Origin of the sequence: Amorphoplanes digitatis (genome assembly GCF_014205335.1) — a bacterium.
Taxonomy (GTDB): domain Bacteria; phylum Actinomycetota; class Actinomycetes; order Mycobacteriales; family Micromonosporaceae; genus Actinoplanes; species Actinoplanes digitatus.
On the sequence record NZ_JACHNH010000001.1, the window covers coordinates 4,295,426 to 4,314,906 of the forward strand.

Below are 19,481 nucleotides of genomic sequence, written 5' to 3' on the forward strand. Positions count from 1 at the left end.
GCCCGCGGCGCTCAGACCCCGGTCGTCACCGTGCCGGGGAGCGCGGCCAGAGCGGCTCGGGCGCGGCCTGCTCGGCCGCGCGCAGCACCCGCAGGATGTTGCGGCCGGTGAGCCGCTCCAGGTCGGCCTGGCTCCAGCCGCGCGACGCGAGCTCGGCGAGCAGCCGCGGGTAGCCGGAGACGTCCTCGAGGCCGGTCGGCAGCCGGTCGCAGCCGTCGTAGTCGCCGCCGATGCCGACGTGTTCCACGCCGGCGACGTCGCGGACGTGCTCCACGTGGTCGGCGACCTGGGCGATCGTCGCCTCGGGCCGCGGGTTGGCGGCCAGCCACGGCCGGAACTGCTCCGGCGGCGCCACGTCGCTGCCGGGCAGCGCCGACAGGAACGAACCGGCGGTGGCCGGCGGCGCCACGTCGCCGTGCTGCCCGGGCCGGGGCGCGGCCGGCCACCAGGACGGCGCCGGCGGCAGGCCGAGCCGCGCCCACTCCGCGTCGGCGGCCGTGGCCCAGGCCGCCACCTCCGCCGAGATGAACGGCGGCACGAACGTGACCATGCAGACGCCGCCGTTGTCGCGCAGCTTGACCAGCACGTCGTCGGCGGCGTTGCGGCGGTGGCCGTTGACCGCGTGCGCCGACGAGTGGCTGAAGATCACCGGGGCGGTCGCCACGTCCAGCGCCGCGTGCATGGTCGTGGCGGCCACGTGCGACAGGTCGACGAGTACGCCGATGCGCTGCATCTCCGCGACGATCGCCCGGCCCTCGTCGTCGAGCCCGCCGACACCGGGCTCGTCGGTCGCCGAGTCCGCCCACGACGTGTTGTGGTTGTGCGTCAGCGTCACGTACCGCACGCCGAGACGGGCGAAGGCGCGCAGCACCCCCAGCGACGTGGCCAGGCTGTGGCCGCCCTCGATGCCGATCAGCGATGCGATCCGGCCGCCGCCGATCGCGGCCTCGACGTCGTCGGCCGAGTACGCGATCGCCAGGTCCCGCGGGTACGCGGCGGCGAGCCGGTACACCGCGTCGATCTGCTCCATGGTGGCGACGACGGCCTCGGGCTCGGAGAGGTCGGAGGGCACGTACACCGACCAGAACTGGCCGCCGACGCCGCCCGCGCGCAGCCGGGCGATGTCCGTGTGGAACTCCGGCCGGTCGGCGGCCAGCCCGGACACCCGGTAGCCGGCCCGGGCGCGCAGGGCCATCGGCAGGTCGTTGTGCCCGTCGATCACCGGCATGGCTTGCAACGCGAGGTCTACCACGGTCACTGGGGCTGCTCCTGACGCTCCGGGCTGTTGATGATCGCCTGCGGAGCCTATGACAGGTGATTCCACAGGTTGGCTATATAGACGGCGGTATAGCGGGTTTGACATCTGGGCTGGTACCCGGGGCGCGCTGAGAATCACTCACAACCCCTCGGTCACTCCCCCCGGAGGCACCCTTGACCAGACGCCGTACCACCCCCGCTCTGCTCGCCGCCGTGCTGGCGGCCGTCCTGCTTCAGCTCGGCTTCGCGGCACCGGCCGGCGCGACCCCGCCCGGCATTCCCACCGCCGCCACCGCGCGGACCTACCTCGCCTCGATCACGGTCGCGGCCTCGACGCACACCACGACCTACAACCGGGACCTCTTCCCGCACTGGCACACCGTCTCCGGCGCCTGCAACACCCGGGAGACGGTGCTCAAGCGCGACGGCACCAGCGTGGTCACCGACTCCGCGTGCGCGTCCACGTCCGGGCGGTGGTTCAGCCCGTACGACGGCGCCACCTGGACCGCGGCGTCCGACGTCGACATCGACCACATGGTGCCGCTGAAGAACGCCTGGATCTCCGGCGCCTGGGCGTGGACGACGGCCAAGCGTGAGTCGTTCGCCAACGACCTGACCAACCCGCAGCTCATCGCGGTCACCGACAACGTCAACCAGTCCAAGAGCGACCAGTCGCCGGACGCCTGGAAGCCGCCGCTGTCCAGCTACCACTGCACCTACGCCCGGATGTGGGTCAAGGTGAAGTACGTCTGGGCGCTGACCGTGACCAGCGCGGAGAAGTCCGCACTGACGACGATGCTCAACGCCTGCTGACCCGGGCCGCGGACAGCGGCGGTGTCACCGGCTGGGCGCCGAACCCCGGGTTCGCGCCCAGCCACGCCGCGAAGCGGGGGCGGATGGCGACGACGTCGAGGTAGGACTGCACCGCCAGCGCGGCGACCTCGGGGCCGCCGGCGGCGGCGGGACCGGCCGGGTCCCAGCCGAGCAGGTGCCGCCAGCGCAGCGGCGAGCCCTCCAGTGGCAGCGCGACCACTCCCGGTATCGGCCGCACGATGCCCTGGCACAACACCACGGCCGCACCGCCGGCGACCAGGTCGATGCAGCTGGCCACGTCCATCTCGTACGGCGGGGGCGGCGTGAAACCCGCCCGCGCGCAGGCGGCGGCGAAGCAGTCGTTGAAGCACCCGTCGCCGGGCGCCGTGGCCCACCTCTCCCCGGCGAACTCGGCGAGCGGAACCTCGTCGCGCCCGGCCAGCCGGTGCCCGGCGCCGACCAGGACCCAGACCGGGTCGACGCAGACGGGCTGCCAGACCAGGCCGGCGTCGGGGGAGGGTATCGACGGGGAGCAGGCCCCGACGAGCGCGTAGTCGAGCCGGCCGTCGAGCACCCGCGCGCAGATCTCGTCCGCGGACCAGGTGGCGTGCATGGTCACCGGGCTGTTCGGGTACGCGGTGGCGAGCCGCTGCACCAGGCCGCCGGAGACCGGCCCGTTGGTGGCGCCGATCCGGAACTGCCCGGGCCGCGCGGACCCGACGAACGCGGTGACGTCACGGTGCAGGCCGTTCACGGCCGGGATGACCAGCCGGGCCCGCGCCAGCACCAGATCGCCGAGCGGGGTCGGCCGGGTGCCGCGCCGTCCACGATGGAAGAGCGGGCCGCCGACGGTCCGCTCGATGCGCTTGAGCTGGGTGGTCAGCGCGGGTTGGGCCAGACCGAGCGCCGCGGCGGCCTTGGTGACGCTGCCCGCCTCGGCGATCGCGCAGATCATCCTCAGATGGCGCAGCTCGAGGTCCACAACCAGACGTTAGAGGTCGGCGCCCGTAACCGAAATACCAACATTGTGAATTTCCGGCTGCGGCCCGCGGTCAGGTGCGCGGGCGCAGGCCGTCCATCACCAGGTCCAGCAGGCGTCCGGCCTGCTCACGCCGCTCCGGACCGCCGGCCGCGAGGGTCACCCCGTTCAGGCAGGTCAGCACGTCCATCACCGGGACGTCCGCGCGTAGCCGGCCGGCCCGGATGCCCGCGTCGAGCAGCACCGCGAGCGCGTCGGTCAGCCGCTCCAGGCTGTGCGCGAACTCCGCGCCGCCAGAATTGATCACCATCCGCACCGCCTCGGCCATGCCGCGCCGGGCCGCCAGGCAGTCCACGAACCGGTCCATCCAGTCGCGCAGCGCCCGGTCGGGCTCGCCGGACACCAGCAGCTCCGCCACCGAGTCGCAGAGCCGGTCGAGCTCGCCGCGGTACACCGCCTCGACCATCGCCTCCCGGGTCGGGAAGTGCCGGTACAGCGTGCCGATCCCGACGCCCGCCGAGCGCGCGATCGTCTCCAGCGCCACGTCCGGCCCGGCGGTCGAGAAGGCCCGCACGGCCACCTCGAGGAGGCGGTCGCGGTTGCGCCGGGCGTCGGCGCGCAGCGGGCGCTCGGCCATCGCGGTCGTCCCTCCTCGCCGGTGTCCGTGCCGAACAGGGTGGCACATCGTGGCGCGGAGAACGTCCGCCGGTCGAACCTCACCCGACCGGGTGCTAGGTCTGTGCCGCCTTCTGCCGGATCGGCCGGGTCACCTGCTTCGCGACGCACGACGGCATCCCGGCCGTCGCCCGCGCGGCCTCGCGCCGGTACGCGCTGGGCGGCATGCCGACCAGCTCGGTGAAGCGGGTGCTGAAGGTGCCCAGCGACGAGCAGCCGACCGCGAAGCAGACCTCGGTGACGCCGAGGTCGCCGCGGCGCAGCAGCGCCATCGCGCGCTCGATGCGCCGCGTCATCAGATAGGAGTACGGCGACTCGCCGTACGCGAGCCGGAACTCGCGGCTGAGGTGGCCGGCCGACATGTGCGCGCCGCGGGCGAGCGCCTCGACGTCCAGCGGCTGCGCGTACTCCCGGTCGATCCGGTCGCGGACGCGGCGCAGCTGCGCGAGATCTCGCAGGCGTTGCTCCGACGCGGGTCTGCTGGTCACCTGTGAAATCGTGCCACATTCGCCGGGGGTCCGGTGGCCCCGCCGGCCACTGCCGTCACTCCCGTCGACCGCCGCACCAGTGGCCACACGACGATCGGGCGAGGACCGCACCGATTCCCTCAAGTGTTCCGCCCCACGCCCGATTCGACGGTGGACAGCACGCCACAAGGGGTGCGGCCGGCAGACGGAAGGGGTCCGATGACGCTCAGGAACCCCGGTCGGGGCACCATCGGGATCCTCGCGCTCGTCGTCGTGTTCGCCGCCTGGATGATCGGCGGCTTCGGCGGAGACACGGTAACCGCCACCGCCTCGAACATCGGTATGGTTCTGATCACCGTCGCGGCCGGCGTCGCCTGCCTGTTCCGGGCGGCGCGCATCCGCGGCCGGTCGGGCGCCGCGTGGACCGGCCTCGGACTGGGTGCCCTCTCGTACGCGTTCGGCGAGGCCTCCTGGACGTGGATAGAGACGATTCAGGGCCGCGAGGCGCCGTTCCCCGGGCTCCCGGACGTCGGCTATCTCGGCATGATCCCGCTCACCGCCGCCGGCCTGCTCATGGTGCCCGTCGCCCGGCAGACCGCGGCCAACCGCGTCCGCAGCATCGTCGACGGCATGATGATCGCCTGCTCGCTGCTGCTGATCAGCTGGATCACGGTGATCGGCCCCCTGCTCACCGAGGGCAACGACAACACGGCCGGCCTCTACGTCCTGCTCGGGTACCCGATCGGCGACGTCATCCTGGTCACCATCGTGCTCTACACCCTCGCCCTGCTGCGCCGCGGCGGCCAGGGCTCGCTGTCGCTCATGCTCATCGGCGCGGCGATGCTGCTGATCGCCACGGCCGACAGCGTCTACGCGTTCGTGGCCCTGCACGACGAGTACTCGTCCGGCGGCGTGCTCGACGCCGTCTGGTTCGCCGCCTTCGCCATGATGGTGATCGCCGCGCGGCGGCCCGGCGACAGCCTCGCCCCCGCCGAGGCCGGCTCCGCGGACGGCGCCGACCGGCGGCCGTTCGCCATGCTCGTGCCGTACGCGGTGGTGCTGGCCGCCCTGACGTGCAGCGTGGTCTTCTACGCGATCACCGGGCGGGCCGACGTGTTCTTCGGCGGCTCCCGTTCCGTGCTGATCCTGCTGATCATCGTCCGGCAGCTGCTGACCCTCGTCGAGAACCGCCACCTGACCCGCCAGCTCGAGGCCCGAGTCGCCCAGCGCAGCACGGAACTGCAGGCCAGCGAGGCACGCTTCCGCGCCCTGGTGCTGCAAAGCTCGGAATCGGTTGCCGTCATCGACGCCGACACCACGATCCGCTTCCAGAGCGAATCGGTCGAGCGGATCTTCGGATACCCCCCGACCATGCTGCTCGGCCTCAACCTGGTCCAGGTCGTCGGCCACCGGGCCGCGCCGGCGATCGCGGCCGGCCTCGAGTCGATCAAGGACAAGCCGCTGGGCGTCGTCGTCCTCGAGGTGCCGATCCGCCACTACGGCGGCAGCCTCCGGCTGGCCGAGATGACCATGACCAACCTGCTGCACGACCCGTCCGTCGGCGGCTACGTGCTCAACACCCGCGACATCCACGACTCGCGGGAACTGCAGGAACAGCTCATGCACGAGGCCTACCACGACGGCCTCACCGGCCTGGCCAGCCGCGCCCTGTTCCGCGAACGCCTGATCGAGGCCGTCGACCGCAGCAGCCGCACCGACGACGTGGCCATCCTCGTCCTCGACCTGGACGGCTTCAAGGAGATCAACGACAGCCTCGGCCACGCCGCCGGCGACGCCCTGCTCCTCCAGGTCGCCGACCGCCTCCGCGCCGCCGTACGCGAGGGCGACACCGTGGCCCGCTTCGGCGGCGACGAGTTCGGCGTCCTCGTCGAGTCCCTGGCCGCCCGCGCCGACGCCGAGGCCGTCGCCGAACGCATCGCCGCCGCGCTGGAGGAACACTTCGTGCTCGGCGGCCGCGACCTGCGCGTCGCGGTCAGCATCGGCCTGGCCTCCGGCGCCGACGCCGACAACGCCGACCAGTTGCTGCGCAACGCCGACCTGGCCATGTACCGCGCCAAGTCCGCCGGCGGCGCCGGCCTGGCCGCCTACGACCCGCAGATGCTCAGCGGCCTGCTGCAGCGCCTCGAACTCGAGGCCGACCTGCGCCTGGCCCTGGAACGCAACGAGCTGGCCCTGCACTACCAGCCGACGGTCGACCTGCGTACCGGAACGATCATCGGCTTCGAGGCCCTGGTCCGCTGGCACCACCCGACCCGCGGCATGGTCTCGCCGATGGACTTCATCGGCATCGCCGAGGCGACCGGCCTGATCGTGCCGATGGGCCGCTGGGTGCTCGCCGAGGCCTGCCGCCAGGCGGTCGCGTGGGGCGCCGGCAGCAGCCGCCGCCTGAAGATGTCGGTGAACGTCTCCGTGCGCCAGTTCGAACACGGCGACCTCTCCGCGACGGTCGCCGAGGTACTGGCCGAGACCGGCCTGCCGGTGGACCAGCTCTGCCTGGAGATGACCGAGAGCGTCCTGCTCACCGACACCGACGAGAACCTCACCCAGCTCCAGCGCCTGAAGGCCCTCGGCGTCACCCTGGCCATGGACGACTTCGGTACGGGGTACTCGTCGCTGGCGTACCTGCGCCGCTACCCGATGGACATCCTCAAGATCGACCGCTCCTTCGTGGACCGCCTCGGCGGCGACCGGGAGGACGAGGCGCTGGTCCGCACGATCGTGCGGCTCGGCAAGAGCCTGGGCATGACCACGGTCGCCGAGGGCATCGAGGACAATGTGCAGCTGGCGGCGCTGCGCGCGCTGGACTGCGACGTCGCACAGGGCTACCTGCTGTCGCGCCCGCTGCCGGCCGCCGAGGCGGGCCGCATCCTGGCCGAGGGCCTGGCCGCCAAACTCACCGTCCGGGCCTGACCGCGTCCGTCAGCCGCAGTCGTCCCGTCGTGAGCCGGGTTTCGGGCGGTTGCGTCGGGGCATATTTCGGTTATGACCGCGTTCGAATCTTTCGGTGAGACGGATGAGGGTGAGCACGGCGCGACCGTCGTGCCCTACGAGAACGGCCCGTTGCTGCTGCGCGGCGACTTCACGTTGCGTACGCCGGAGGGCGTGGTGATCGACCCGGGCCGGGGCACGGTGGCGCTGTGCCGCTGTGGCAGATCGGCACGTAAGCCGTTCTGCGACGGCACCCACAAGGCAGTCAACTTCCGCGCTGGCGCGGGCCGCGAGGTGGCGGCGCCGCGCGATGCCGCCTGACCGGGCCTTCTCAGACGAAGCCGAGTAGTGAGCTCTCGCCCCGGTCCCAGTGCGAGAGCACCGAAGTCGCCCACATGGCGCCAAGAGCGAGCGCACACCGCGCGCCGAACAACACGTCCGCCGCCAGGTCCGGCTCGGCGACACAGAACGAGCCACACATGTCGTACGCCGCGATCTGCTCGTGCACGGCGTCCGCCTCGACATGCTCGTCGTAGAAGCGGGTCGCGTCGACGTCCCCGCCGAGGCGGCGCAGCCCGCTGCCGTACGCCTGGTTGGGCCCGGTCGAGGTCATCTCGTACGCGGCCAGGTGCCCGAGCAGGGCGCCGCGGCGGCGACGGTGCAGACCGAACAGGGACATGAGGTTGTTGGTGGCGAGCGTCAGCGCCGGAGCCACCTCGACGTAGGCGCCGTAGGTGGCGTCCAGATCGAGCGCCGTCAGGGTGTGGCGGAACAGCTCCTGGTGCATGCGCCGCACCTGGCCGCCGCCGTACTCGTCGATCTGGATCTCGATGAGAGCGGCCTTCGCCCGCCCGCTCAGCCGGGGGATTGCGAAGGTGTGCGGGTCCGCCTCGCGCAGGTGGTAGACGGACCGGTGGGCGGCGAACTCCCGGAACTGCCGCAAGGTGGCCCGGCGCCGCAGATGTTCGGACAGCGAGGGGCCGTCCTCCTCGGTCATCGTGACCAGCCGGCGCGCGATCGACGCGGCGCTCAGCTGTTCGGGCACGGCGTCATGATGGGGCGCGGTCAGCACCCGTAGAGCCGCCTCGAAGCGGTTTTCGGCGGCGGTACGCAGCCGGATGAGATCGGGCTGCCATTCCCAGCGGTCGTCCACGCCGTCCCAGCCCCGATAGGCCAGCTCGTAGAGGACGAACAAGGTCAGTTGCAGGTCGTCGTCCGCCAGCCCGGCCGTCGTTGCCGTAGGCGGCGTTTCGACGTATCCCGGGTCGAGGTCGTGCGGAGCGCGGCCGAGCGCGCGGATCAGCTGCGCCGAGACGGGCCCCCGGGGCATTGGCAGCTTCATGGCGCGGTGTCCTGTCGGTCGAAGGAGGTCCGCAGAGAATGCCCGAATTGTCGCCGCTCAAACCCCGCCGGTGCCGGCGCTATCACCGTATGGTGCTGGTTTGCTAGATCTGATCGCATCAGGTGCGTTTTGGCCTTTTCATGGTGGGCAGGTGTTGCTCGGCAGAAGTCCGGCTGTAGGGAAGAGGCAATCGATGGCGTCCAAGCGTCCGCGCAAGTCGGTACCCGCCGTTGCGTCGCCGGCGGCGATGGAACCGGCGGAGACCAGCCCGGTGGCGGAGGCGCTCGCGCCCGCGCAGGGGCTGCAGAGCGGCGAGGCGCTGACCACCGCGCAGGGGTTGCGGCTGCGGGACACGGACCATTCGCTCAAGGCCGGCCCGCGGGGGCCGTCGCTGCTGGAGGACTTCCACCTTCGGGAGAAGATCACCCACTTCGATCACGAGCGGATACCGGAGCGGGTGGTGCACGCGCGAGGAGCGGCCGCGCACGGGCTGTTCCGTGCGTACGGCAGCGCCGCGTCGGTGACGAAGGCGCCGTTCCTGGCCGAGGAGGGACGCGAGACGCCGGTCTTCGTCCGCTTCTCCACCGTTCTCGGCTCTCGTGGATCCGCCGACACCGTACGGGACGTCCGGGGCTTCGCGGTGAAGTTCTACACCGCCGAGGGCAACTTCGACCTGGTCGGCAACAACATGCCGGTCTTCTTCATCCAGGACGGCATCAAGTTCCCCGACATCATCCATGCCGGGAAGCCGCACCCGGACCGGGAGATCCCGCAGGCGCAGACCGCGCACGACACGTTCTGGGACTTCGTCTCCCTGCACACCGAGGCGACGCACCACGTGATGTGGGCGATGTCCGACCGGGGGATACCCCGGTCCTTCCGCACGATGGAGGGATTCGGCGTCCACACCTTCCGCCTGGTCAACTCGGCCGGTGAGAGCAGCCTGGCCAAATTTCACTGGAAGCCGACCGCCGGAGTGCACTCGCTGGTCTGGGAGGAGGCCCAACTGGCCGCGGGCACCGACCCGGACTTCCACCGCCGCGACATGGCCGACGCCATCGACGCGGGCGCGTTTATCGAGTACGAACTCGGCATCCAGGTCATGGCCGACAGCGACGACGAGACCTTCGAGGGAATCGACCTTCTCGACCCCACCAAGATCGTCCCGGAGGAGCTCGCGCCCGTTCAACCGGTCGGCATGCTCACGCTCAACCGCAACCCGGACAACTTCTTCGCCGAGACGGAGCAGGTCGCCTTCCACACCGGGAACCTGGTACCCGGCATCGAGGTCACCAACGATCCGCTGATGCAGGCACGGCTGTTCTCCTACCTCGACACCCAGCTCACCCGCCTGGGCGGCCCCAACTTCACCCAACTGCCGATCAACCGGCCGCACGCGCCGGTCAACGACAACCTCCGCGACGGCATGCACCAGACGGCCGTGCACCGCGGTGTCGCGCCCTACCTGCCGAACAGCCTGGCCGGTGACGAGGGCCCGGTGCCGGCAGAGGAGACCCGCGGCGGCTACGTCCAGATTCCGCGGCTCGTCGAGGGCGAGAAGGTACGGGCCAATCCCGTCTCCTTCGACGACCACTTCTCCCAGGCGACGATGTTCTACGTGAGCATGAGCCCCATCGAGAAGGCGCACCTGATCGAGGCATTCACCTTCGAGCTCGGCAAGTGCTACGAAAAGCAGATCCGGGAGCGGACGCTGGGCGTGCTGGCCAACGTGGACGCCGACCTGTGCGCCCAGGTAGCGGCCGGCCTCGGTCTGCCGGCGCCGAAGGGGAAACCGGCCACCGATGTGCGGCCGTCGCCGGCGTTGTCCCAGATCGTCGCGGTTCCCGGTCCGATCGCCGGACGGGTCCTCGGCGTCGTCGCGGGTCCGGGCGCCGACCTGGCCGGGATTGGCAAGATTCGCAAAGCGTTCGAGGCCCGCGGCGCGTTCGTGCGGGTCATCGCGGCTGCCGGCGGAGTCCTGAGGAAGGGCGCACGCAGCGAGATCATCGAGCGGACCCTGCTGACCACCCGCTCGATCGAGTACGACGCGGTCCTGGTCGCCGACGGCGCCGGCAGCCTCGCCGACCTCAGACTCTCCGTCCTGCTGGAGGAGGCCTTCCGGCATGCCAAGGTGCTCGGCGCGTGGGGCGACGGCAAACAAGCCTTGCGTGCGGCAGGCATCGACACCAAGGCTCCGGGGATCCTGCTCGACGACGCGGTGGTCGCCGCGTACACGAAGAGGCTGATCGACGCGGTGGGCCTGCACCGGGTGTGGGACCGCGTGCCGCTGGTGACGGCCCGTTCAGGGCGGTGAGAAGCCGGCCACGACGAACAGCCGGTCTGAGGTACGGCGGCCGATGCCACCTGTGATGTCGACGTGGCGCATGCCGTTTCGTCGCAGCACGGACGACAACTCGGCTCTCGACCACGGCCGCATGGTGAAGTCATAGGTGGATTCCCGCGTCACCCGGCCGTCGACGGCGACCTCGTACCGTTCCTCGACCTGGAGCAACCCTCCTTGCCAGGAGGTGCGGGTGGAGAACCGCAATTCGCCGTCGCCACCCAGATCGGCGACTACGCGCCGCGCACGGCCGTCGGCCCGCAGCCGGGAGGCTTCAGCCTCTCGGACGTCCAGGAACAGCAGCCCGCCCGGCCGCAGACACGCGGCCAGATTCGCCACCGCCGATTCGCGTTCCTGGTCGGTGGTCATGTCGTTGAGCACTCCCCGGCACGTCACGGCGTCGTACCCAGGGCCGAGATCCATTGTGCACAGGTCCACGAGCAGGGCGCGGGCGGCGGGGCACCGTTCACCGGCTCGCGCCAGCAGCTCCCGGGAGGCATCCGCGAGATCGACCCGATGTCCCTTGGCGATGAGTGCCGCGGCGTGTCTCCCGGTGCCGCAACCGGCGTCCAACACCGAGGCCCGGGCCCGGTGCGCCCGCACGAGCCGGTCATGAACGGCGTCGACCCATGGCTCGACCGGGTCGGTGATCAGCGCGTCATAGGCGCCGGCATGCAGGCTGTAAAAAGGACGCTCCGCACTCACGTGCGCGGACGGCGAGCTCACGGCGTAAGCGTGATCGTGACGGTTCGGGTGTAGAAGTCGCGGGCCGCGGTGCCCTGCTCGCGCGGGCCGTAGCTCGACTCCTTCTCACCGCCGAACGGGGCGTGGAAGTCCACGCCGGTGGTCGGGGCGTTGACCTTCACCATGCCTACCTCCAACTGGTTCGCCAACCTCAGCGCCGCACCGAGATTCCGGGTGTACACGCCCGCGACCAACCCGTACCGCACCTCGTTGGCCACCCGCGCCGCGGCGTCGGCGGATTCCGCGGGCAGGACCACGCACACCGGTCCGAAGTGCTCCTCGTACCGTAGGTCGTCGCCGGGCGGCACGTTCGCCAGCAGCGTCGGGGACTGGAACCACCCGGCGCCGTCGGGCTGCCGGGCGCTGGTCAGCACCCGGGCGCCACCCGCCTCGGCGCGCCGCACCGCCGCCCGGATCGCCTCCCGCGGGCGCGACTCGATCAGCGGGCCGACGACCGTCGCCGGATCCGCCGGGTCGCCGACCGGCAGCGCCTCGACGGCCGCGGCCAGCCGCTCGGCGAAGGACGCGGAGTCGCCGACCACGATCACCCGGCTGGTGGCGGTGCACTTCTGTCCTGCGTAGCCCATCGCCGCCGCGGCGATCGCCGTCGCGGCCGCGTCCAGGTCGGAGTCGGCCAGCACGATGGCGGCGTTCTGGCCGCCCATCTCGCACTGCGCCGGGACGCCACGCTCCACCGCCCTGCGGGCGACCGCCTGCCCGGCCGCCACCGACCCCGTGAACGAGACGGCGTCGGCCGCGTCGACGATCGCCTCGCCGGTTCCGCCGAGGCCGGTCAGCACCGTCAGCACACCGTGCGGGAGCACCCCGGTGAACAGTTCGGCGAGCCGCAGCGCCACGGCGGATGACTGCGGTGCGGGTTTGAGGAGGACGGCGTTGCCGAAGGCGAGGGCCGGCGCGGCCTTCCAGAGCGGTATCGCCACCGGGAAGTTCCACGGAGTGATCAGCCCGACCACGCCGTGCGGACGGCGGCGGGTGTGCAACAGCGACACGCCGTCCGACGGCGGATAGACCTCGCCCTCGGGGTGCAGGGCCTGCTGCGCGAAGTAGCGCAGGATCGCCACTCCGCGGCCGATCTCGGCGCCCGCCTCGCCGAGCGGCTTGCCGACCTCGCGGACCACCAGGTCGGTCAGCTCACCGGTCGCCGCCGCGACGGCCTCGGCGCAGGCGTGCAGGGCGGCCGCCCGCGCGTGCGCCGGCCCGCGGGCCCAGCCGATGGCCGCGGCCCGGGCGGCGTCGGCCGCCGCCGACACCGTCTCCGGCGACGTGTCGGGAACGCGTACGACGAGGTCCGACGGCGCCTGCGGTGAGCGGCTCTCGATCGTTGTCATTGTTGTTCCTTCCCACCGGTGGCGTCGCCGATCGCGATGACGGGGTTGGTCAGCGTCCCGAGCGCCGCGGACGTTATCTCGATCGTGTCACCGGGTCGCACGGTGAAATCGGCGTCCGGTACGACGCCGGTGCCGGTCAGCAGCACCACACCGGCCGGAAAGCTCAGCGCGCGGAACAACCAGCCGGCCAGCTCCGCGAAGCCGCGGACCATCGCCGACGTCGAGGTCGTCGCGGCGTACGCCTCGTGGTCGTCACGCAGCACCCGCAGCCCGATCGGGAACGGACCCGGGCCGGCCGCCCAGCTCGGCACGATCGCCGGGCCCACCGCGCAGGAGCGGTCGTAGATCTTCGCCTGCGGCAGGTAGAGCGGGTTCTCACCCTCGATCGACCGGCTGCTCATGTCGTTGGCGAGCGTGTAGCCGAACACCTCCCCGGCCGCGTTGAGGACCAGGCCGACCTCGGCCTCGGGCACGTCCCAGCCGGAGTCGGCGCGGATACCGACGGCGTCGCGGTCGCCGACGACCCGCCACGGGCTGGACTTGAAGAAGATCTCGGGGCGGTCGCCGTCGTAGACATGGTCGTAGAGGAAGCCGTGCCCGGACTCCTCCTTTCGCCCGTCGCGGCTGCGCAGGTACGTCACCCCGGCCGCCCACACCTCCTGCTGGTCGACGGGTGCGAGCGTCTCCTCGCCGGGCATGCCGCCGCCGGCCTCGCGGGCGGCGGCCTCGACCATGGCCCGGGCCCGGTCGAGCGGCAGGGCGAGCAGGCCGGCGAGGGTGCCGTCGAGCTCGCCCCACTCGCCGTCCTGGCACACCGCCCAGCGGGACACGTGGCCGGCACGCAGGCGGTGAAGGGAGATCGGCATGTGACCGTCCTAAGTCCGTGTAACCATGGCTACCCTGTTCAGGTGTTGTTCCGTGTGTGGATCGCCGACACGGGTCCGGCATCTCGAAGGGACTCATCGACATGCCCCGTGTGGTACCGGCGGTCATCCGCGCGCTCGACATTCTCGAACTGTTCCTGGACCGCCCCCAATTGTCGGCCCGCGAGGTGGCGGAGCGGCTGGACCTGCCCCGCACCACCGTCCACGAGCTGCTGGTCACGCTCGTGGCTCGCTCGTACCTGATCTCCGTCCCGGGCCAGCCGGTGCGGTATCGGCTCGGCATGCCCCTGTTCCAGCTCGGCGCGGCGTTCGCCGGCCGGCTTGACCTGGTCCGCGAGGCGCAGAGCGTCGCGCGGGACGTGGCCGCGGCGTGCGACGAGGCGGTCCACGTGGCCGTGCTCGACGGCGCCGACGTCGTCTACCTCGTCAAGGTCGACAGCACGCATCCCGTACGGATGGTCTCCGGGGTCGGGCTGCGGCTGCCGGCACACTGCACGGCGGTCGGCAAGATTCTGCTGTCGAGCCTCGATCGGCCGAGCCTGGACACCGTCCTGGCCAAGGGCGCCCTGCCGGGCATGACGCCGGACAGCATCACCGACCCGGACGCTCTGCGCGCGCATCTCGATCACGTCCGTGCCGAGGGCGTCGCGGAGGACATCGGCGAGTCCGACGGCGCCATGCGCTGTGTGGCCGCGGCGATCCGGGACCACTCCGGCGCGACCGTCGCCGCCATGAGCGTCTCCGCGCCGATCATCCGCTGGACCGCGCGGGCGCAGGTGGAGTGGCGGGACCTGGTGCGCGAGGGCGCGGCAACGCTGTCGACCCGCATGGGGTACGCGACTCAGTCGCGATAGCCGGACGCCACATCGAGACATTGACACCTCTCACGGTGTTCCTCTACCGTCGCGTCCACACCATACGGTATATCGAACTCTGTTCGAAATGTCGAACAACGGCGCTGCCACACGCATCACGCTCGCGGCGCTGCCCGGTAGGCGGAACACGCGAAATCTCTCATTCGAACAATCACCCAGCGGATCGGCGGCGGTGACGGCCCGGCCTCGGCGGTGAGGGAGATGAAGGAGGCGAACGGCCATGCAGGAACGCCCGTTGTGGTCTCGGCGCGAACTCTTGGGGATGGGGGCGGGGGTGCTCGGCGCGGCCGGCCTGGCCGCGTGCGGGGGCACCTCCGACTCGGCACCCACGGTGCAGGCGGAGGTGCCGAAGGAACTGGTCGACGCCGCGGCGTCGATGAAGGGCTCCTCGATGGGGGTGCTGTCGCAGAAGCTGTATTCGACGGCGGCCAACGAACAGCTCGACGGATCGATCAGGAAGTTCGCCACCGCCACCGGGACGAAGATCGAGAACAGCCTGGTCCAGGCCGACGCCGGTGACGTGGTGGCCAAGATCGACGCCGAGGTCAAGGGCGGTGTACCGCGGGACCTGGCGTTCATGACCGACTCGCGGTTCGTGGCGCAGTTCCACGCGCTGGGCGATCTCGAGGACGTGACGGACGTCGTCACGGCGCTGACGGCCAAGTACGGCGAGCCCTGCGCCGAGGCCAAGAACTTCTGCGTCTTCGACGGCAAGTGGTTCGCGATCCCGTACCACTTCATCGGGATCGGGTCGTTCCTGCGCAAGGACTGGATGCAGGAGAAGGGCGTCTCGCCCAAGGACGTCTACACCTGGGAGGAGCTGCGGGACCTGTGCCTGGCGATCTCCGATCCGGGCAAGCGCCGGTTCGGCTGGGGCATGACGGTGAACCGGTCCGGCGACGGCAACGGCCTGATCGAGGCGCTGATCAACTCCTACGGCGGGGCGATCGCCACAAACGACGGCAAGAAGGTCGCGTTCGACTCACCCGAGACGGTGCAGGCCGTGACCTTCCTGGGCGACATCTACACCAACCCCCGGTACAAGGCGATGCTGCCGCCGGGCGTGGCCAGCTGGACCGACACCAGCAACAACGAGAACTGGCTCGCCGGAGTCCTCGGCTACACGCGCAACAGCTTCAGCGTCTACGCGGACTCCAAGACCAAGAAGAATCCCGTGTACGCCAACACGCACGTCTTCTCCGACTGCATCGGACCGGCGACCGACAAGTCCCTGCTGCTCGGCCAGTCACAGGGTTTCGTCGTCTTCAAGGGCGCCAAGAACCCGGCGCTCGCCAAGCTCCTGGCGCAGTACCTGGTCAGCGCGCCCGCGCTGGTCGGGGTGGCGAAGGAGGCACCCGGCCTGGTCATGCCCGCCTGGGAGAAGGTCTGGGACGCCGATCCGTACTTCACCGGCGGCGACCCGGCGTTTCCCATGGTGCGTAACCTGTCCCAGCAATCGCTGCCGCTGTCCACCAAGAACGGCCTGACCTTCCCGCAGAAGGCCAGCGCCGGCCAGCAGGCCGTCGTCGCGGCCTACGTACTCACCGACATGATGCAGCAGGTCGTACAGGGAACGGCGGCCGCTCAGGCCGTACGGGCGGCCCACGAGAAGATGGTGCGGATCTTCACCCAGCAGGGGCTGCCGCAGTGAGTTCGGTCCGTTCGGCGCCGGCCCCGGTGACGCGGGCATCCCCGCCACCGGGGCCCGGCTCCCTCACGAAGGCCCAGCGGTGGCTGGGTCGTGACTGGCGGCTGGCGGCACTGTTCCTGGGGCCGACGGCCGTGCTGGTCGGTGCGCTCGTGCTGGTGCCGATCGTCAGGTCGATCGTCACGAGCACCACCGAACGGCACGGGCAGGACACCGTGTTCGTGGGCCTGGACAACTACCTGGCCCTCGCCGGCGACGAGCAGTTCCGCACGGGCGTGGTGAACTCGTTCGTCTTCACCGCGTACGCCGAGGTGTTCAAGGTGGTCCTCGGGCTCGCCGCGGCCCTGCTGCTGCATCGCCTGCGGCACGGGCGGGCACTGGTGACCGGCCTTCTCCTGATGCCGTGGGTGGTGCCGACGGTGGTGACGGCGTTCAGCTGGCGCTCGCTGCTCGACCCGATCTTCGGCAGCGTCAACACCCTGCTCACCGCGTCGGGGATCGGGCCGCTGCTGGCCGGCGCGCATCTGGTCGACGGCTGGCCCGCCGGCTGGCTGTCCGACCCGTCGCTGGCCATGCCGTCCGTCATCCTCGTCAACGTGTGGAAGGGGGTGCCGTTCTTCACCGTCTGTTTCCTCGCCGGGCTCAAGGCCATCCCGGCGGACCAGTACGAGGCGGCGACCATCGACGGCGCCTCGGCGTGGCAGCGGTTCGTCCACGTGACGCTGCCCGGACTGCGCCACGTGATCACCGTGACCGTCACCCTCTCGTCGATCTGGACGTTCAACAACTTCGACCTCATCTGGCTGCTGACACAGGGCGGCCCGGGCGACGTGACCGCGCCGTACGTGCTCGTCGCCTATTCGAAGGCGATCCTTCAGCTCCAGTACGGCGCGGGCGTGGCGGTCACGCTCGTCATGCTGCCGATCATCGCCGCCCTGGTGTTCGTGCTGGTCCGTATGTTGCGCCAGGACGCCGGCACCCGGCCACCCCGGCGTACCCGGGCGGCGCCGTGGATCGGGCCGGCCCGAAAGGCGCTGCCCTGGGCGGGCGCCGCGGTCGTCACCGGCCTGCTGGCCTGGGCGTCACCGCAGATCTTCTGGAAGGCGGCGGTGGTACTCGGCGTGATCCTGCTGATCGCGGCGGCCGTCGGCCGGGTGGTCTCGGGGCTACAGGCACACGGAGGTCGTCGCGCGTCGTCCCTGGTGTCGGGCTGGGGGTCCGGTGTCGCCCTGGCCGGGTTGCTGGCCTTCGTGCTGGGCCCGCTGTACTGGATCGCCGTCACGGCCTTCAAGTCCGAGGGCCAGGTCGTCACGCGCGAACATGACCTGTGGCCGACGCCGTGGACCTTGGAGCAGTTCGGCGCCCTGTTCACCAACCAGCCGTTCGGCCGCTGGTACCTCAACACCCTGCTGGTGTCCGCGGCGTCGACCGCGGTGGCACTGATCTGCGCGGCCCTGGGCGGCTACGCGCTGGCCCGGCTGCGGTTCCGCGGTGCGCAGGGCTTCACCGTCACGGTGCTGCTCACCTACGTGATGCCGGGTGCGCTGCTGTTCATCCCGCTCTACCAGCTGCTCATCGGGGTGCGGCTCGCCGACTCGATGTGGTCGCTGGTGCTGACGTACCCGACCTTCACGCTTCCGTTCGCCACCTGGCTGCTGGCGGGGTACTTCGCGTCCATCCCCGCCGAGCTGGAGGAGGCCGCACTCGTCGACGGCTGCACCCGCGTCCAGGCGTTCCGCCAAGTGGTGTTGCCGCTCGCCAAGCCCGGGCTGCTGGCGGTCGCGCTGTTCACGCTGACGAATGCCTGGAACGAGTTCCTCTTCGCCTTCGTGTTCATCACCAAGGACGAGTACAAGACGCTCCCGGTGGGAATGCAGTCGATGATCGCCGGGGACGTCGTGCCGCAGGGACAGCTCGCCGCGGCGTCGCTGCTCGTCAGCATCCCCGTGGTGGTCATGTACGCCTTCGGCCAGCGCTTCCTGACCGAGGGGCTCACGGCAGGCGCGGTGAAGGGCTGACCGGGCGGCGCCAGTCGCGGTAGCGGGTCTCGGCGAGGACCGTGTCACCGTCGGGCACCAGCGTGCCCTCGCCGAGCTCAGCTCCGAAGTAGCGGGCATGAGGATCCGCCACGACCGTACGCGGATCGTTCCGGGCGGCCAGGGCCTCCCGGAAGAATTCGTCCATCCGGACCCGCTCGGGCCCGGCGACCTCGACGTGGCCGTTGAGCGGCGGCCCGACGGCGACCCGGGCCACCGCCCGGGCGACGTCGTCGCCCGCGATCGGCTGGAACATCACCGGGGCCACCCGGACCGTGCCGTCGACGGTGGCGGCGTCGGCGATGCTGCCCACGAACTCGAAGAACTGTGTCGCGTGCACGATCGAGTACGGGATAGAGGCTTTCCCGATCAGCTGCTCCTGAGCGATCTTCGCCCGGAAGTAGCCGCTCTCGGGTAGACGGTCGGTCCCCACCACCGACAGCGCGACGTGGTGTGCGACGCCGGCGACCGCCTCGGCGGCGAGCAGATTACGCGTGGAGGTCTCGAAGAAGCTCATCACCGCGCTGTCCTCGAAGGACGGCGAGTTGGAGACGTCGATCACCACGGACGCGCCGGCCAGCGCGCCGGCGAGTCCGTCACCGGTGAGCGTGTCGACCCCGGTGTTCGGTGATGCCGCGACCGCCTCGTGGCCCTGATCCCGAAGCCTCGCCACGAGCTTCGCACCGATCAGGCCGGTACCACCGATTACGACGATCTTCATGGCAATCCTTCCCCGGGTATCCGGGCACACCCGGTCACAGGTTCCGATTGCGTAATTCTGCCCGATGCGGCGCGATGACGGCAGGCAAACAGACCTGGAGGTCAGGCTGGTCCTGGGCGCGCATGGGTCATCGCCCACTCGAGCGCGTAGTCGGCGACCTGCTCCCAGCCGGGCTCGACACCGGTGAAGTGTGAGCGGTCGGGGAACTCGTAGGTCTCCGTCGTCGCCGTGGAGTTTCGGTACTTGTTCGCGTTCGATCGGATCACCGAGGGCGGCATCAGATGGTCCTTGCCGCCCATGATGAACAACAGCGGAGCACGTCGTCCCCCTCCACGGCGGCGGCCGCGACCAGTGAGAGCCGGAACGTCGGCCCGCGTGACCGGGCGGTGTTGGTGTGGCGT

General features: G+C 70.9%; 17 protein-coding genes. 7 read left to right on the forward strand and 10 right to left on the reverse strand.

The features are described 5' to 3' along the window. Positions 1-25 precede the first annotated feature (25 nt). Positions 26-1,228: a dipeptidase gene (locus BJ971_RS18685; protein ID WP_184998950.1), complete on the reverse strand. Its 1,203-nt coding sequence runs from the start codon at positions 1,226-1,228 to the stop codon at positions 26-28. Positions 1,229-1,431: 203 nt separating this feature from the next. On the opposite strand from BJ971_RS18685, the gene BJ971_RS18690 reads away from it, so the two are divergent. Then, complete coding sequence (locus BJ971_RS18690) at positions 1,432-2,070, forward strand: HNH endonuclease family protein (protein ID WP_184994531.1); 639 nt, start codon at positions 1,432-1,434, stop codon at positions 2,068-2,070. Here BJ971_RS18690 and BJ971_RS18695 read toward each other — a convergent pair. The 3 genes from BJ971_RS18695 to BJ971_RS18705 form a co-directional block, all read right to left on the reverse strand. Beyond that, a complete protein-coding gene (locus tag BJ971_RS18695) occupies positions 2,057-3,052 on the reverse strand; it encodes a LysR family transcriptional regulator (RefSeq protein ID WP_184994532.1) in 996 nt (331 codons plus the stop codon). The two genes, BJ971_RS18690 and BJ971_RS18695, sit on opposite strands and share 14 nt — an antisense overlap. A gap of 70 nt (positions 3,053-3,122) precedes the next feature. Next, entirely contained in the window at positions 3,123-3,686 is a 564-nt protein-coding gene (locus tag BJ971_RS18700) for a TetR/AcrR family transcriptional regulator (protein ID WP_184994533.1), read from the reverse strand. Positions 3,687-3,780: 94 nt separating this feature from the next. Further along, positions 3,781-4,212, reverse strand: a complete 432-nt coding sequence (locus BJ971_RS18705) for a helix-turn-helix transcriptional regulator (protein WP_184994534.1) — start codon at positions 4,210-4,212, stop codon at positions 3,781-3,783. 198 nt (positions 4,213-4,410) lie between these two features. On the opposite strand from BJ971_RS18705, the gene BJ971_RS18710 reads away from it, so the two are divergent. Continuing rightward, positions 4,411-7,122 (forward strand): putative bifunctional diguanylate cyclase/phosphodiesterase, encoded by a 2,712-nt coding sequence (locus tag BJ971_RS18710; protein ID WP_184994535.1) that lies wholly within the window; start codon positions 4,411-4,413, stop codon positions 7,120-7,122. A gap of 72 nt (positions 7,123-7,194) precedes the next feature. Beyond that, on the forward strand, positions 7,195-7,461 hold the full coding sequence (locus BJ971_RS18715) for a CDGSH iron-sulfur domain-containing protein (RefSeq protein WP_184994536.1): 267 nt from the start codon (positions 7,195-7,197) through the stop codon (positions 7,459-7,461). Positions 7,462-7,471: 10 nt separating this feature from the next. On the opposite strand, the gene BJ971_RS18720 is transcribed toward BJ971_RS18715, so the two are convergent. Further along, positions 7,472-8,482, reverse strand: a complete 1,011-nt coding sequence (locus BJ971_RS18720) for an iron-containing redox enzyme family protein (protein ID WP_184994537.1) — start codon at positions 8,480-8,482, stop codon at positions 7,472-7,474. Positions 8,483-8,675: 193 nt separating this feature from the next. Between BJ971_RS18720 and BJ971_RS18725 the strand changes: the two genes are divergently transcribed. Beyond that, the gene (locus tag BJ971_RS18725; RefSeq protein ID WP_184994538.1) at positions 8,676-10,796 is read left to right on the forward strand and encodes a catalase; all 2,121 of its coding nucleotides are present in this window, start codon (positions 8,676-8,678) and stop codon (positions 10,794-10,796) included. Here the strand turns inward: BJ971_RS18725 and BJ971_RS18730 are convergent. Genes BJ971_RS18730 through BJ971_RS18740 form a run of 3 tightly spaced genes read right to left on the reverse strand, consistent with a single transcriptional unit; the run spans position 10,785 to position 13,782 of the window. After that, on the reverse strand, positions 10,785-11,549 hold the full coding sequence (locus BJ971_RS18730; RefSeq protein ID WP_184994539.1) for a class I SAM-dependent methyltransferase: 765 nt from the start codon (positions 11,547-11,549) through the stop codon (positions 10,785-10,787). The genes BJ971_RS18725 and BJ971_RS18730 overlap by 12 nt on opposite strands. Beyond that, entirely contained in the window at positions 11,546-12,916 is a 1,371-nt protein-coding gene (locus tag BJ971_RS18735; RefSeq protein ID WP_184994540.1) for an aldehyde dehydrogenase family protein, read from the reverse strand. The genes BJ971_RS18730 and BJ971_RS18735 overlap by 4 nt, the downstream gene beginning before the upstream one ends. Beyond that, positions 12,913-13,782 carry a fumarylacetoacetate hydrolase family protein gene (locus BJ971_RS18740; protein WP_184994541.1) on the reverse strand — a complete coding sequence of 290 codons (870 nt, stop codon included), beginning with the start codon at positions 13,780-13,782 and terminating at the stop codon, positions 12,913-12,915. Before BJ971_RS18740 ends, BJ971_RS18735 begins: the two co-directional genes overlap by 4 nt. A gap of 101 nt (positions 13,783-13,883) precedes the next feature. On the opposite strand from BJ971_RS18740, the gene BJ971_RS18745 reads away from it, so the two are divergent. The 3 genes from BJ971_RS18745 (at position 13,884) to BJ971_RS18755 (ending at position 18,341) form a co-directional block, all read left to right on the forward strand. Continuing rightward, positions 13,884-14,654: an IclR family transcriptional regulator gene (locus BJ971_RS18745; protein ID WP_184994542.1), complete on the forward strand. Its 771-nt coding sequence runs from the start codon at positions 13,884-13,886 to the stop codon at positions 14,652-14,654. 283 nt (positions 14,655-14,937) lie between these two features. Beyond that, a complete protein-coding gene (locus BJ971_RS18750; protein ID WP_239087234.1) occupies positions 14,938-16,326 on the forward strand; it encodes an extracellular solute-binding protein in 1,389 nt (462 codons plus the stop codon). Further along, positions 16,323-18,341 (forward strand): ABC transporter permease, encoded by a 2,019-nt coding sequence (locus BJ971_RS18755; RefSeq protein WP_203709153.1) that lies wholly within the window; start codon positions 16,323-16,325, stop codon positions 18,339-18,341. The genes BJ971_RS18750 and BJ971_RS18755 overlap by 4 nt, the downstream gene beginning before the upstream one ends. On the opposite strand, the gene BJ971_RS18760 is transcribed toward BJ971_RS18755, so the two are convergent. Beyond that, a complete protein-coding gene (locus BJ971_RS18760) occupies positions 18,316-19,080 on the reverse strand; it encodes an SDR family oxidoreductase (protein WP_184994544.1) in 765 nt (254 codons plus the stop codon). The two genes, BJ971_RS18755 and BJ971_RS18760, sit on opposite strands and share 26 nt — an antisense overlap. Before the next feature lie 101 nt (positions 19,081-19,181). Then, on the reverse strand, positions 19,182-19,358 hold the full coding sequence (locus BJ971_RS18765) for a hypothetical protein (protein ID WP_203709154.1): 177 nt from the start codon (positions 19,356-19,358) through the stop codon (positions 19,182-19,184). Between the last annotated feature and the right edge of the window lie 123 nt (positions 19,359-19,481).